Source organism: Janthinobacterium sp. CG3 (assembly GCF_000344615.1).
In the GTDB taxonomy this organism is placed as follows: Bacteria; Pseudomonadota; Gammaproteobacteria; order Burkholderiales; family Burkholderiaceae_D; genus Janthinobacterium.
Genome location: NZ_KB467824.1, coordinates 2,702,883 through 2,718,256 on the forward strand (window position 1 = coordinate 2,702,883; position 15,374 = coordinate 2,718,256).

The 15,374-nt window shown below is 65.7% G+C and carries 9 protein-coding genes; 5 read left to right on the forward strand and 4 right to left on the reverse strand.

The genetic code is table 11. The features are described 5' to 3' along the window. Positions 1–36 precede the first annotated feature (36 nt). Together JANGC3_RS0111755 and JANGC3_RS0111760 are read left to right on the forward strand one after the other, a co-directional pair. Positions 37–1,380, forward strand: a complete 1,344-nt coding sequence (locus JANGC3_RS0111755) for an IS4 family transposase (RefSeq protein WP_017875972.1) — start codon at positions 37–39, stop codon at positions 1,378–1,380. A 103-nt stretch (positions 1,381–1,483) separates the two neighbouring features. Continuing rightward, positions 1,484–2,500 (forward strand): IS30 family transposase, encoded by a 1,017-nt coding sequence (locus JANGC3_RS0111760; protein ID WP_026132873.1) that lies wholly within the window; start codon positions 1,484–1,486, stop codon positions 2,498–2,500. 143 nt (positions 2,501–2,643) lie between these two features. Here JANGC3_RS0111760 and pbpC read toward each other — a convergent pair whose 3' ends face one another. Together pbpC and JANGC3_RS0111770 are read right to left on the reverse strand one after the other, a co-directional pair. Next, the gene (gene pbpC / locus JANGC3_RS0111765; RefSeq protein WP_157406579.1) at positions 2,644–4,779 is read right to left on the reverse strand and encodes a penicillin-binding protein 1C; all 2,136 of its coding nucleotides are present in this window, start codon (positions 4,777–4,779) and stop codon (positions 2,644–2,646) included. A gap of 1 nt (position 4,780) precedes the next feature. After that, on the reverse strand, positions 4,781–10,450 hold the full coding sequence (locus JANGC3_RS0111770; protein WP_017876692.1) for an Ig-like domain-containing alpha-2-macroglobulin family protein: 5,670 nt from the start codon (positions 10,448–10,450) through the stop codon (positions 4,781–4,783). 359 nt (positions 10,451–10,809) lie between these two features. Here JANGC3_RS0111770 and JANGC3_RS0111780 point away from each other — a divergent pair, with 359 nt between their 5' ends. Continuing rightward, a complete protein-coding gene (locus tag JANGC3_RS0111780) occupies positions 10,810–11,832 on the forward strand; it encodes an OmpA family protein (RefSeq protein WP_017876693.1) in 1,023 nt (340 codons plus the stop codon). 86 nt (positions 11,833–11,918) lie between these two features. After that, positions 11,919–12,833, forward strand: a complete 915-nt coding sequence (locus JANGC3_RS0111785; RefSeq protein ID WP_017876694.1) for a YhjD/YihY/BrkB family envelope integrity protein — start codon at positions 11,919–11,921, stop codon at positions 12,831–12,833. Positions 12,834–12,879: 46 nt separating this feature from the next. Here JANGC3_RS0111785 and JANGC3_RS0111790 read toward each other — a convergent pair whose 3' ends face one another. Both JANGC3_RS0111790 and JANGC3_RS0111795 read right to left on the reverse strand, forming a co-directional pair. Then, on the reverse strand, positions 12,880–13,974 hold the full coding sequence (locus JANGC3_RS0111790; RefSeq protein WP_017876695.1) for an AI-2E family transporter: 1,095 nt from the start codon (positions 13,972–13,974) through the stop codon (positions 12,880–12,882). 236 nt (positions 13,975–14,210) lie between these two features. Beyond that, on the reverse strand, positions 14,211–14,522 hold the full coding sequence (locus tag JANGC3_RS0111795; protein ID WP_017876696.1) for a BON domain-containing protein: 312 nt from the start codon (positions 14,520–14,522) through the stop codon (positions 14,211–14,213). 396 nt (positions 14,523–14,918) lie between these two features. On the opposite strand from JANGC3_RS0111795, the gene JANGC3_RS0111800 reads away from it, so the two are divergent. Beyond that, the gene (locus tag JANGC3_RS0111800) at positions 14,919–15,365 is read left to right on the forward strand and encodes a glycine zipper 2TM domain-containing protein (RefSeq protein WP_026132874.1); all 447 of its coding nucleotides are present in this window, start codon (positions 14,919–14,921) and stop codon (positions 15,363–15,365) included. Positions 15,366–15,374 lie beyond the last annotated feature (9 nt).

The window sequence follows — 15,374 nt, forward strand, 5'->3', positions numbered from 1 at the left end:
CGAATTCGCGTTTACTCTCGGAATTTCGGCGGACGCGTGACCAAGGTAGCACAACAGTGGACGGAACAAGAATTCGCGGGACTGGATCTTGGCGATGCCCGCCTCAACAAGAGGGCGAAGCGAATGATGGAACGATTTTCGGCCAATCCGACGGCCAGCATCCCGGATGCGTGTGATAGCTGGGGCGAAACCTGCGCGGCCTACCGCTTCTTGGGCAATGCCGAAGTGGAATGGGAAGCCATACTTGCCCCGCACTGGGAGCGTACCGAGGAGCGCATGCGCGCTCAGCCGGTGGTGTTGTGCATCCAGGATTCAACGGAGCTCGATTTCAACGGACAGGAGATCGACGGGCTCGGGCCGCTCAATTACGAAGCGCGGCGCGGCATGTACCTGCACCCGACTTACGTGGTCACGGCGCAGCGCGAGCCCCTTGGCGTGCTCGACGCGTGGATGTGGGCGCGCGAGAAGCGCGGCGCCGATGGCGTCAGGTCGGGCCTGATCGAGAGCAAGCGCTGGGTTGAAGGCTACCAGCGCGTGGCGGAGATAGCGGCGAAAATGCCGGAAACGCGACTGGTGTACGTGGCCGACCGCGAAGCGGACATGGTGGAAATGATGCGCTGCGCCCGCGATCTGGGCACCCCGGCCGACTGGCTGGTGCGGGCCAAGCATAACCGCTGCCTGCCCGACGAGGATGGCGCCAAATTGTGGGAGGCGACGACGGCAGGGGCGCCGCTGGGCGAGATCGCGTTCGCCGTCGGCTCGCGGGAAAACCAGAAGGGGCGTGCCGTGCGCCAGCAACTGTGGGCGCGCGAGGTCGAGATCAAGGATGGGAACAAGGGGCGCATCACCGTCACCTGTGTCGTGGCGCGCGAAGTAGGGGCGCCCGCTGGCGTCAAGCCAATCGAATGGCGTTTGCTGACGAACCGCACCGTCGCGTCGCAAGAACAAGCGGTCGAACTGATCAACTGGTATCGGGCGCGCTGGGAAATAGAAATTTATTTCCATGTTCTGAAAAACGGCTGCGAAGTCGAGGCGCTACAGCTGTCGAGCTTTGAGCGCCTCGAGCGTGCCTTGGCCTTGTTCATGGTGGTAGCTTGGCGCGTGACGTATCTGATGCGCAAGGGACGAACGTGCCCAGACCTGGACGCATCGCTGTTCTTCGATCCCGACGAGATCCGCGGCGCCTACCTATTGACCAAGAAAAAGATGCCCGCCAATCCACCGACATTGAATGAGGTTGTGCGACTGATTGCGCAGCTGGGCGGATTCCTCGGCCGCAAGAGCGACGGCGAGCCGGGCGCCAAGACAATCTGGCGCGGGCTTGATCAAGTGTTCGCTGCCGCCGAGACACTACGCTCGCTCCGCGACGGGCTGGGCTGACTTATGTATAACGACATGACCTAAAGATCACCCTTTTCAAGAGTTTTTATAGCTGGGCAGTCTCAAAGACCAACTGCAACACCTACTGCTGTAAGGTGCTGCCATGCCAAGAAATTATCACCATCTGACCACTCAAGATCGCGCAGTCGTCATGACCATGCGCGATGATCTGTGCTCCATCCGTTCCATTGCCAAACGCCTTTGCCGTTCCGCCAGCACGATCAGCCGCGAGATCAAACGCAGTAGTGGCACCGGCATCTATGACGCCAATCTGGCGCATGCGCAATGCCATGCACGCCGTTTGCAGCCGCGCCGCGTGCCGAAACTACGCACCGACGGCGTTTTGTTCCAAGTCGTCCGGCACCAACTGAAACTGGTCTGGTCGCCGCAGCAGATTGCGCGCAAACTACGGCTTCTTTGGCCCGACAATCCTGAAAAATCCGTGTCCCACAAAACCACCTACAACGCCATTTATTTGCATCCGCCCTGCGAACTGAAACGCGAACTGATCGCCTGTTTGCGCCACCATAACCAGGTGCGCAAACCACGCAGCCGGGGAACCGACCGGCGCGGGCAGATTCCGGACATGCAGAGCATCCATATCCGCCCTCCGGAGATCGAGGATCGCATCATCCCCGGCCATTGGGAGGGCGACCTGATCAAGGGCGCCGGCAACCGCTCGTCGGTCGGCACGCTGGTCGAACGCACGACCGGCTTCGTGGTGCTCGCCAAGATGGACAACGCGACCGCCAAGGCCGTCGTCGACAGCTTCTCCGTCGTGCTCAACCGCGAGCCGGCGGCGATGCGCAAGAGCATGACTTACGACCAGGGCCGCGAGATGCACGGCCATAAAATCCTGACCGAGCGCACTGGCGTGCAGATCTATTTCGCCGATCCACACAGCCCTTGGCAACGCGGCTCGAACGAGAACACCAACGGTTTGCTACGCCAGTACATGCCCAAGGGTTCCGACCTGTCGATCTACTCCCAAGACGAGCTCGACGCCATCGCTTTATCGCTCAACACACGACCAAGGGCGCGGCTTGGATTTGAATCGCCGCTGGTCGTTTATACTCAGCACATCGAATTACTGCAACATCCCACGGACACTGTGAATTAACCTAGTGTTGCGCTTGGAATCTGAAATCGCCCCCTGACCTCGGTATGAGGCTGCGGGCTGCGGCAGCGCACACGGCCGTTTTTCCGTTTTGGCGGCGCATTCTGCTGCTCATTCTGCTGCTTTGTCGAGGCGCTGCGCATCGGCTATTGCGCCGACGCGTCCGGCGGCAGCGGGTTGCCGCGCACCTGGAAGCGGCTGGCGGCCACCACCTTGTCCTGTGCGTCGAGCAGCGCCAGCTTGTGTTCGCCCGGTACCGGCCGCCACGCCAGCGCGGCGCCGGCCGGGCCGAGCTCGGCGCCGTCCAAGGTCCAGCGCAGGCCCTGCCCCGCCTGCGCCTGGAAGAACACGCGCTGGATCGCCTCGGGGATGTCGGGGTCGATGGCGATGATGCTGCTGTCGCCCGGGTACAGGATTTTCGGCGGCCTGTGGCTGTCGCCGACCAGCGCGACGACGGCGCTTTCGGTGCCGCGGATGAACCATTCGCTGCGCTCCGGTTCCAGCGCCGGCTGGTAGGCCACGCGCTGGCGCAGCAGGTCGCGCGGCGCCGCCGGCGCCCGGCTCGGCCGCTGCCGGTGCAGGTAGTCCATGACGTCGCGCCACACCGGCGCCGCGCCCGTCACGCCGGAGACGTCCCACATCGCTTTGCCGTCGAAGTTGCCGACCCAGACGCCCAGCGTGTAGTGCTCCGAGTAGCCGACGCACCAGTTGTCGCGCATGTCTTTGCTGGTGCCGGTTTTGACGGCGCTCCAGAACGTCGTGCCCAGTTCGTTCTTCAGGCCGAAGGTCAGGCTGCGCGCGGCGCGGTCCGCCAGGATGTCGCCGACGATGTAGGCGGCGCCGGCGTCGAGCACGCGGCGCGGCCGCTCCGGCGCGCGCGGCAGCAGGCTGGTGCTGCCGGCCAGGCCGCCGTTGGCCAGCGTGCGGTAGGCGTTGCTCAGTTCCAGCAGGCTCACTTCGGCCGAACCCAGCGCCAGCGAGTAGCCGTAGTAATCGGCCGATTCGCTCAAGCTGCTCAGGCCGACGTCGCGCAGCCGGTTGTAGAAGCCGTCCAGCCCCGTCAGCAGCAGCGTGCGCACGGCCGGCACGTTGAGCGAGCTGGCCAGGCTGGTGCGGGCGCTGACGTAGCCCTTGAATTGGCGGTCGTAGTTTTGCGGCGTGTACAGGCCGGCGTCGGTCGAAATGTCGATCGGCGCGTCGTCCAGCAGCGAGGCGGCGGTGATCAGGCGCCGTTCGATGGCCAGCTGGTACAGGAAGGGTTTCAGGGTGGAGCCGGCTTGGCGCAGCGCCGCCACGCCGTCGACGTCGCTGGCGCCGGCGTTGCCGACGTAGGCGAGGATGTCGCCGCTGCGGTTGTCCAGCACCACCAGCGCGCCGTCGTTGACGTTGCGCTCGCGTAGCGCGCCCAGTTGCTGGCGCAGCGCGTTTTGCGCGAAGCGCTGCAACGCGCCGTCGAGCGTGCTACGCACCGCCTCGCCCGGCTTCTTCAGCAGTTGTTGCGCCACCTGTGGCGCCGGTTGCAGCTCGGCGTACAGCGCGGTGCGCTGCAACGCGGTGTCGACGCGCGCCTCGATCAGCCGGCAGCTGCTGTCCATTTTGCTTTCCTTGGCCAGCGCGCAGGCGCGCCGCGCCACCGTTTTGGCCGGCGCGTTCGGCGCCCGCACCAGGCTGGCCAGGATCACCGAGTCGGTCTGGTTCAGCCCCGACGGCGCCTTGCCGAACAGGCTGTGCGAGGCCGCGCCGATGCCCTGCAATTCGCCGCGGAAGGACACCAGGTTCAGGTAGGCTTCCATAATTTGCGCCTTGCTCCAGCCCTCTTCGATGGCCTGCGCGGCGCGGATCTGGTCCCATTTCTGGCCCCAGCTGCGCCCGGCGCTGCTGGCGCGCAGGTCGGCGTCGAGCTGCCCGGCCAGTTGCATCGTGATGGTCGAGGCGCCGCGCGGGCGGCGCTGGAACAGGTTGTCCCAGGCGGCCTTGCCCATGGCGCCGAGGTCGACGCCGCCGTGCTGCATGAAGTGCTGGTCCTCGGCCAGCAGCACGGCCGCGCGCAGCGCCGGCGAGATGTCGGCCAGCGCCACCCACGGCAGCCGGCGCGCCTTCATGTCGACCCGCAGCGATTTCAGCGCCTCGCCGTGCCGGTCCAGCAGTTGCGCCTCGGAGCTGCGGTAGGCCGCCTTGACCTGGCCGGGCGTCAGGGGGGCGTCGTCGGCCGCCAGCGCCGCCGCGCTCAAGCCCAGCGCCAGCGCCATCGCCATCGCCGCCATGATGCAAACACGCGCCATGCTATTGCCCGACCTTTAACACGGCGTTCGGGATTTCGCCGAACATCTCGGGCGAGTACATCGCCTCGACCCGGCTGGCCGGCAGGTTGAAGTCGCCGGCGTTGTTCAGCCGCACCGTGTATTCGACGCTCCATTTCCCCTTCGGGACGAACTCGTAATAGGCGCGGAAGGCTTCGAACGTGCGCTCCTCGAAGGCCGGCCAGACCCAGCCGCTGCGCTTCTCGCCGGCGCTCAGCATCTGCGAATCGCGCCCGAGGCCGGTGCCCAGTACGCTGGCGCTGGCCGGAATCGGGTCGTCGACCACCACCCAGGTCATGTCGGCCTGCGCCTCCAGGTCCAGGCGCACCCGGTAGACGTCGCCGCGCGACCAGACGCCGGCGGTTTTGCGTTCGACCGCGGTGATGGTTTTGACGATGGTATAGCCGCTGGACAGCGGCGCTTTGAGCGGAATCGCCGCCAGGCTCGACACCGTCGCCCACGGCTTGCCGGTGCCGGTATGGGCTATTTTCAGCTCGCCGGCCCCGCGCGGCCAAGCCTGTAGGATGGCGGCGCCAGGTGCGCTCCACTTCTGCGTCTTCTCGGCGCCGGCCAGCGTCACGCTGGTGCTGCCGCCGACGGCCTCGGACTCGAACTTGTCGGAGAATTTGCGGATCGCCAGCGTGCCCCAGGCGTTCGCCACCGTGGTATCCCAGCGGCCCTTGTGCTGGCGCCCCAGCGCGCCGCGCACCAGCCGGCCGATGTCGTCCTTCCAGCCCGGGTTGTCCAGCACCGCCAGCAACAGGCGGTTGGCGTTGACGTCGCCCGACACCATCAGCCACCACCAGTTGTCGCGCCGCTCGGTCGAGAAGCCCATCGTGGTGCCCTGGAAGTTCAGGCGCGCGCGCAGGATTTGCTGCGCCTCGGCCAGCAGGGCGTCGCGCCGCGCCAGTTGCGGCGTGCGTTGCAGCACCAGATACCAGTCGATCACGGCCGACGTCGGCCACAGGTTCGGCTCGACCGCGAACGATTCCAGCGCGTCGGGCGCCACCTTGGCCGAGCGCGACAGCGCTTCCAGCGCGGCCACCTTGCGCACCGCCAGGTCGGCCGTCGGCATAGCCGAATAGCGCAGCACGCGGCCCTGGACGAAGTTGGCCAGCGCCTCCTCCATGCGGTTCTTGGCCTGTTCGGGAATCGCGTAGCCCGCCTCCGCCGTGGCCGACAGCACGTAGGCGGTCAGGCTGTCGCTGCCTTGGTTCATCATCGGGAAGTACTTCAGCAGGCCGTCGCCGTCGAGGTAGGCCGGCAAGGCCGCCACCAGCGCGCGCCACATCGCCGCGTCGCCCAGCGCGATGGCCTTCGAGGTGCTTTGCTCGAAGCAGCTGTACGGGTAGGCGCTCATGTACTCGCGCACGCCCGGCAGGTCGCCGCCCAGTTGCGCGCTCAGCAGCGTTTGCACGCCGCCGCGACCGGGCAAGGCGTCGGCCGGCATCTGCACCGCCATCGCCTGCGGTTTGTCGATCTGCAGCAGCGTCGCCTGGTAGGTGCGCACCGGCACCGCGTACGTCACCCTCTGCTTCACGCGCAGCTTGTCGGTGGCGGCGCCGGCCTTGGCGCTGACGTCCCACACCAACTCTTTCACCCCGGCCGGCACCGGATAATTCCAGCCGAGGTCCTGGGCCTGGCCGGCGCCCAGCGTCACGCTCTGGCGCGCCAGCGCCTGGCCCTGCACGCTGGCGGCCAACTCCACGTTCATCTCGGCGGCCGAGGTGTTGCGCACCGTGAAACCGGCGCGGAACTTGTCGCCCTCGCGCACCAGCGCCGGCAGGCCGGACAGCACGATCAAGTCTTGCGAGCTGCGGATTTCGGTCTTGCCGGTGCCGAACAGGTCGGCGCCGGCGCTGGCGATGGCGACGATGCGGAACGCCGTCAACGAGTCGTTCAGCGGCACCTGCACCGTGGCTTCGCCGTGGGCGTCGAGCTTGACGCTGGCCTTCCAGAACAGCAGCGTGTCGAACAGCTCGCGCCCGCCGCCCTTGCCGCCGCCGCCGCCGTGCGGGAAGGCCTTGCGGCCGAAGTGGCGCTTGCCGATCACTTGCATTTGCGCGGTCGAGGTTTCCACCTGCAGGCTGCGCTGCCGCATCATGGCGTCGAGCAGCTCCCAGCTGTCGTTCGGCATCAGCTCCAGCAGGCCGACGTCGACCGCCGCCAGCGCCACCTCGGCGCCGGCCGGCAGGGCGCGGCCGTCGGCGCGCGCCACCTTCACTTTGACCTGCGCCTTGTCGCCGGTTTTATACACCTCGCGGTCGCTGGCGACCTGCACCTTCAGCTCGTGCGCCTGCCAGCCCACGCGCAGCGCCGCCACGCCCATCTTGTAGGCCGGCTTGCCCAGGTCGACCAGCGCGGTCGGCTGCACCCCGGCCACGCGGCCGCGCACCACCAGCACCGAAACATAGACGTTGGGCGCGTAATGCGGCTTGACCGGGATTTCCAACACCGGCTCGCGCCCCGACAACTGCCGCACATAGGTGTCGATGATGCCTTCGCGCTCCACCGTCACCAGCGCCGTGCCTTCGCGGAACGGCATGCGCACCTGCAGCTTGGCGCTCTCGCCCGGCTCGTAGTGTTTTTTCTCCGGCAGCAGGTCGATGCGGTCGTTGTCGCTGGCGTCGAACCACCAGTCGCCGCCGCCGGCCACCCAGGTTTCGCGGTTGGCGACGGCGGCGCGGTTGTCGGCGTCGACGGTGCGCGCGCGCAGGATCAGGTTGCCGCTGGCGGGCGCCTTCACTTCGCACAGCAGCAGCCCCTTGGCGTCGGTCTTGCCTTCGCAGGCGGCGCCCAGGCGCAGCACCTCGTTTGAATTTTCGTAGGCGTAGAAGCCGCCGATCAGGCGGCGCCGGTGCGAATAGGTTTTACGCTGGAAAAAATCGACCGCGACCGGCGCGCCCGCCACCGGCTTGCCGGCGGTGTTCAGCACCGCCACCTGGAACTTGAAGGCGTCCTTGCTCAGCGCCCAGCCGTCCGGTTTGATGCCGATGACGCTCTTCGACGGCCACAGCGGCACCCGCGTCGACACCGACAGCGTTTCGCCGTTGGCGTCCTGGTAGGCCAGTTCGGCCAGCAGTTCGCGCGGCACCGTCAGCGCCGGCAGCTGGTCGACCGTGACGCGGGCGCCGCCGGCCCGGTCCAGGTTCAGGCTTTGGGTGCGCGCCGGGCCGCCGGCCTGCTCGCCGGCTTGCTCCTCCCCATTGCCCTTGTCCTCGTCGAAGCCGGCGGTGTCCTTGGTCAAGCCTTCCTTGACGTCGCCGTTGCTGAAGGTGAAGTCGTCGTAGTCGGGGAAGCTGACGCTGTGGTCCTGCAACAGCGTGCGCAGCTTCACCGGCGCGTTCGCCGCGCCGCCGCCGGACAGGTAGTTGAGCTGTATGTCGAGGTCGATTTTGGCGGCCTGCACCGGCGCCGTTTTCGGTCCCTGCAACAGCGCCTTCATGGTCGGTACGCGGAAGGCCTCGACCCGGAAGCTGCCGGATGGGCGCCCGGCCATGCTGACGTCGTAGACGCCCTGCCTGGCGTCGGCCGGAATGGCCCAGTCGTTTTCGGCCGCGCCGGCGCCCGACCAGCGCAGCGGCAGTTCGTATTTCTGTTCGCTGCCCTGGTGTGTGAGGATCACCTTGTCGGCGCCGCCGGGGCCGTTGCCGGCCGCCGCCAGGGCGATGCCGGCGGCCGTGTGGCGGCGCAGGAAGTGCTTCATGTGCACCGTCTCGCCGGCGCGCAGCAGGGTGCGGTCGAATACCGTCGACAGCAGCGTGTTGTCGTCGCGCAGCTCGGCGGTCGGCAGGTTGAAGCGCCAGGCCTCGATGCCGCCGACCCAGTTCGACAACGTGAAGGTCATGTCGCCGCCGCTGCGGGCGCTGACGAAGTAGTCCTCGTTGCCTTCGCATTTGGAAGCGGTTAGCTCGCGCTTGACGTGGGCCACGCCGGCGCCGTCGGTGACGCCCCGCCACAGCAGCTTGCCGGCGCAGTCGCGCACCGCCACCGCCGCCTGCGGCACCGGCGCGCCCTTGTCGAGCGTGGTCACCCACACCAGCGACGAGGCGGCGCCGTGCTTGAAGTGCGCCGCCAGGTTGGTCACTAGCGCGGCCGAGTGGATGTAGGCGCTGCGCGGCTTGGCCAGCAGCACCGCGCCGAGTTTCGGGCTGGCCAGTTCGACCACGTAGAAGCCGGTTTTTGGCAGCGGGATGCCGATCACCTCGAAAGCGCGCTTGCCGCCCGGCTTGGGCAGCGCGAAGCTGCGCGTGGCGCCCTTGCCGGCGAAGACCGAGGTGGCCATGTCGCTGCCGTACTGCGCGCCCGGCTGCCACGAGCGGCCGCCGGACAGGCGTTTGAGCCAGTCGATGATGAATTGGTCCTGGTCGTCGGGCAGGCGCAGCATATTGCCCTGCACCGGGCTGCTCTTGCCGGCCAGCGTGGCCTCGACGTTGCGCACGGTGACGGGCAGCAGGCGGTCGCCGCGCGCCTCCAAAATGCCGAAGCTGGCCGGGAACTTGACCAGCGGCGGTTGCTCGTCGGTGCGCACCGCCAGCGGGTAGCGCGCCTGGTTCAGCAGCGCGCGGCCGGCGTCGTCCTTCAACTTCGGCGGCAGGGCGATGGTGAATTTGCTTTGCTCCGGCAAGGGTCCGGCGAAGGTGACGGCGTCGACGTAGTCGGCCTTCTCGTTTTCCTTGTCGGCGGCGGGGCGGAACACCTTGCCGGCGGCGCTGGTGAGCGTGATCGCCTGGGCGTCGCGCGCCTTGATCGGCGCGCTGAACTGCAGCCGCATCGGCAGGAAGGGAATGCACTGGGCCTTGGTGCTGGTGCGCTCGCAACTGAATTTGACGGTGAAGTCGGGCCGGGTCTGGTAAGGCAGCGTTTGCGCCTGCGTGGCGGCGACGCCGCCGGCGGTGGCAATGCCCTCGCCCCACACCAGCGCCACCTTGGCGTTGGCCGGCAAGGTGCGCTTGCATTGCAGCAGCACCAGCGGCAGCGCCGCGCCGCGCTTGCCGTCCGGCGCCGCCTTCCACGTTTCGCCGCGGCCCTCGGCGTACTGCTTCAGGTGGCGTTCGACGAAGTTCTTGCGCAGCGCGAGCAACTGTTCGCGCTCCTGGCCCTGCAACAGGCGCACGCCGATTTTTTCGTTGATGCCGTCGGCGCGGCAATAGGCGTGCGCCGCGACGCTGGCCTCGTTCGGCACCGCGTCCAGGCCCAGCATGAAAATTTGGTTCTCGTCGATGCGCCCCTGCCCTTCGCCCGGCGCCGCTTCGACGATGGCCGGGCCTCCGGTCGAGAAACTGTAGCCGGCCGGCCCCGCCAGCGCCTGCCCGGCCAGGTCCTTCAAGCCCGCCTTCAGCGTGAAACGGCACACCAGGCCGGCCGGCAGGTCGCGTTCGAAGTCATAGCTCCAGTTGCGCCCGTCGGCCCAGCGCCCCTTGCCGGGCTGCGCGCAATCGACGTCGAAGGGGTCGCCCAGGCGCAGGTCGCCGAACGGCACCATCTGCGCGCTGAACTGGGCGCGCACCTGGCGCACGCCCTTGACCACGCCGGACGGCGAGAACGAAGCCACGCTGGTTTGCGTCAGCGCGGGCAAAGCGGGTAGCGCCAAGCAGCCCGCCAACAGCGCGCTCAGGTATTTCGACAGGTATTTCGTCACGGTGTGGGTCACGGCGGGCGCTCCATTGAACGGGAATCGGGGCTGGCCGCTCGCGCTGCCGACCGGTCACACAGTGTTGCAATAACGTTCACCTTAGTCAACAGTAATGTGACCCGCGCCGCCCGGCAGGAGCGCCACGACGCCGAAAACGCCGGAATGCATAATTTGCATGTGCATTCCTACGGCAGATCAAGCGTTCAATTGACATTACGCAGTGGCGAGCGCACTAAGGCGGCGCGCGCTCGAACGCGTCCGCATAAGGTCGGCTCCAACAGCTGTGCAGGGGCCGCGACAAGCGACCCCGGCATCGTTTTTGGGGCTGGCTAAAGCATAGTCGAACCAAAAATTCTTATCAACGTTGGGAGCCACTTGTGAATAATTTAAAGAAAATCGCCATCGCCGCCGCCCTGTGTTCCGCCTTTGCGGCCCAAGCGCAGGACATCAACCCCTCCTGGTATATCCAACCCAGCGTCAACGCAATGCGCCCGGACGACAATTTCGCCGCCGATAAAACCGGCTACGGCGCGGGCCTGAAGTTCGGCAAGGCCATCGCGCCGTCATGGGACTTGCAAATGGGCCTGACCTACGCCCGCTCGCGCGAGAGCGGCCAGCGCTACCAGCAGCACACGCTGGGCGTGGACGCGCTGTACCTGTTCTCCCGAAAGTCCTTCCGGCCTTTTCTGCTGGTCGGTATCGGCGCCGAGCGCGACAGGGAAAACAGCTTTGCCTTTGGCCAGCGCCAGAAGAACTCGCCCTATGCCAGCGTCGGCGTGGGCTTCCAGTCCATGTTCAATGACCAATTATCGCTCCAGGCGGACATCCGCGACGTGCGCGGTTTCTTGCGCGGCGACACCTTCGCGCACGACAGGACGAACAATTATTATGTGACCATCGGCTTGAACTACGCGTTCAGCAAGCCGCCCGAGCCGGTGCTCCCGCCACCGCCGCCAACGCCGCCCGTGGTGGTGGTGATGCCGCCGGCGCCGCCACCGCCGCCGCCGCCGCCGCAGCGCTTCGAGAAGGTGACCCTGTCGGCCACCGAGGTGTTTGAATTCAACAGCGCCGCGCTGCTGGGTCCGCAACCCAAACTCGATGAAATCGCCTCGGCCCTTGGCGCCGCGCCGGACGTGGGCAACATCGTTATCACCGGCTACGCCGACCGCATCGGCTCGGCCAATTACAACCAGAAACTGTCCGAGCAGCGCGCCAACGCGGTCAAGACCTACCTGACCGGCAAGGGCGTCGCGGCGAGTCGCCTGACGGCCGTCGGCAAGGGCGAGGCCAACCCGGTGGTGGTCTGTAATGACCGCAAGATGGCCGACTTGATCAAGTGCCTGGAGCCGAACCGCCGGGTGGAAGTGGAGCAAATCACGATTGAACGGCGGGTGCAGTAGGGTGCGTCACGTTGGCGGCCGGATAGGTAAGATGGCGGGTAGCACCCGTAACGGGTTTTACCCCTTATCTAGTTGGAAGGTCACACATGAATGTATCTGTCCCTAGCCGCCGCGGCGACGTCGGCGGCATCGTGCCGTTCGTCAAGGAAATGCGCTCCGTCGTCACCTGCTCGGTGATGGAGTGGCTTGAGCACCGCGCCTCCAGCAAGGGCGCGGCGCTGGCGTTCTATACGCTGTTTTCAATCGCGCCCATCCTGATTCTGGTGATCGCCATCGCCGGTTTTTTTTACGGCCCGGAGGCGGCGCGCGGCGAACTGCTGGGGCAGCTGAGGGGCCTGCTCGGGCCGCAGGGCGCCGAGGCGATTCAACTGGTGCTGGCCGGCGCCAGCAACCACAAGGAGGGACGGCTGGCGACGCTGGTGGCAACCGCCCTGCTGCTGTTCGGCGCTACCAGCGTATTTGCCGAGCTGAAGGCCAGCCTGGATGAAATCTGGCAGGTGCCGCCGCTGAAACAGGGCGGCGTCTGGGACACGCTGCGCACCCGCCTGCTGTCCTTCGGGCTGGTGCTGGTGCTGGCGTTTCTGCTGATGGTGTCGCTGGTGATCAGCGCCGCGCTGGCGATCGTCGAAAACTACCTGAACGGTTTGTGGAGCGACGCGGTGTTTCTGCTGTCGCTGCTGTCGGCGACGATCAGCTTTGCCGTGATCGCCGCGCTGTTCGCGGTGATTTACAAGATGCTGCCGCGGGTGCGGCTGTCGTGGCGCGACGTCGTCATCGGCGCGCTCGGCACGGCGGCCCTGTTCACGCTGGGGAAGTATGCGATTGGCGTCTACATTGGCAACAGCGGCGTCGCCAGCAGCTTCGGCGCGGCCGGCTCGATGATCGCGCTGCTGCTGTGGGTTTACTATTCGGCGCAGATCTTTTTCCTGGGCGCCGAGTTCGCGCGCCAGTATGCCTTGCAGATGGGCAGCTTGCGCGACCAGAACATACCGGCGGCGTAGCGCGGTTGTTTAAAACCAGAAGCGTAGAGCCTCTGGTTTTTTTTGCTTATTCGCCCAGTAACTCGGCCACGGCTTCCATGCCCTGCACGCGCTCGGCGACGACCTTGACGATGACAATCACCGGCACGCCCAGCAGCAAGCCCCAGACCCCCCACAACCAGCCCCAGAACAGCAGGCTGACGAAGACCGCGGTCGGATTCATGCGGGCGATTTTGCCAGTCATCCAGGTGGCGACGAAGGTGCCGACCACGGTGGCGATCGCCAGCGAGGTGCCCGCCACCAGCGCCACCATTTCCAGCGATTCGAACTGGAGGAAGGCGATCATGGCGGTGGCGACGGTGATGAGCAAGGGGCCGAAGTACGGCATGATATGCAGCAAGCCGGCCACCACGGCCCAGGCGCCGGCGTTTTCCAGGCCAATCAGGCTCAGCGCGATCCACATCAGCAAGGCCAGCAGGCCGTTGGTGATGAGCAGCATGAACATATACTTCTGGATCGAGGTATTGATGTCTTCGAGGATGTGAACGGTGATCTTTTTCTTCGTCAGCGAGGGGCCGGTTAGTTTGACCAGCTTGCGCTTGAAGGTGTCGCCCGACAGCAGCAGGAAGAACACCAGGAAAATCACCATCGTGGCCTGGCTGAGGAAGCCGATCAGCCCCATTGAACCGGCCCAGACCCAGTCGAATACCTTGAACTGCGGATGATCCGGCGCCGGTTCCGCCCGCCGCGCGGCGCGGCGCGCCTCGGCGCCGTTGGCGGCCCGCTCGATCTGGGTGGCGACGGCCTGGATCTTCTGCAACATGCCGGGCTTGCCGCCGACCATGCCTTCGATCAAGCCCGAGATCTTGCCGGCCGACGCAGGCAGCTCTTCGACGATGGCCTCGAATTCACCCTGCACCCGGTCGATCACGGCCACCGAGCCGCCCAGTATCATCACCGTGACCAAGGTCGTGCCCAGCGCGCGCGGTATCTTGATGCGCTCAAGCCAGCGTACCAAGGGATTCAGCGTATAGGCGATGAAAATGCCCAGCAGTAAAGGAATGAGGAATTTCTGCGCCCATTGCAAGCCCCACACGAAGGTGACGGTGGCGATGACGGCCAGCGCCAGGCCGCGCGCGTTGACGTGCAGCGGCAGGCGCAATGGCGCGTTTTGCAGCTCGGGCGTGTCGGTTTGCTGAACGGGGGCGGCGGCGGCGGGGGTAGCGGGACAGGCATCGGCCGGCTCTACAACGGCGGCGAGGTCGGGCTGGACTTGAGTTGGCTGGACGTTCATCTGATTGCGCGCTATCTACAAAAAGTTGCCGGAGCCGGCCCCGGAAGCCGCTTGGGCTCCCGGAGGCGACTCCGGCAGGGGGCCATCACTGCGCCGGTCTTACATTACTTCACGCGGATATCGTTCTTGACCGACGTAACGCCTTTGACGCCGCGGGCGATTTCGCCGGCACGGGCGATGTCGCCAGGCTGGGCAACGAAACCGCTCAGTTGCACGGTGCCTTTGAAGGTTTCGACATTGATTTCGGTCGATTTCAGGCTAGGCTCATTAAAGATGCTGGCTTTGACCTTGGTGGTCAGGACAGCGTCGTCGACGTATTCGCCGGTGCCTTCTTTGGTCGAGGTCGATGCGCAACCAGCCACAGCGAACAGGGAAGCGACGAACAGGCCAGTAGCGATTTTTTTAGTGATATTCATAATATTTTTCCTTAGAAATGGTCTATCGAAGTGCTCATTTGAGCGGTCCCGCTCGCTTTGACAGCCGAACTGGGTATTCACAGCATGCGGACAAAGGTCTTTGGCTGCGCCGGCAGAGTATCGCTTGTTTCTGTAGCGACCGCGCTGCCGGCAATTCCTTGTAGTGCTTACGGCCCGTACGACGATGTTGCGTTGCGTCCGTGCCATGACTTACGTTTTACGTGGAAAGCGCGGCGTCATCTGTTCGGTATCGTACATAAGAAAATTTATTTTTACACAGCTGCAAAATCGATCACACAGCCCGCCCACAGAGATGCCATCAACTAGGTTCGCTAGCGCACAGACCCGTCGTACGTGAATGACTAAGATTTGCTCACACTATGTCAGGAGGACAATATGAATACTAAACAAACCCTAACAGCAATAATGGTCGTCGGCACCGCCCTGTTGACCGGTTGCGCCAGCACCAGCCCGCAACAAACCAGCTCTGCGACGTCGCAGCCTGACTCGGCCAGCTACGGCACCATCGACTCGATCCAGATCACCCGCGTCAATTCGAGCGGTAGCGGCGTCGGCGCCGTCGCTGGCGGCCTGGTCGGCGCCTTGCTGGGCAACCAAGTCGGTTCCGGCAACGGCCGCAAGGCGGCAACGGTGGCGGGCGCGGTCGGCGGCGCGGTAGCCGGCAATGAAATTGAGAAAAGCCGTGGCCAGGGCCAAGACGCCTATCAGATCAGCGTGCGCCTGAACAACGGCGACTATCGCACCGTGGTGCAAGACAACGCCACCGACTTGCGCGTGGGCAACCGCGTGCGCGTGGTCGACGGCCGGGTCTACCGTTACTAAATACAGTCG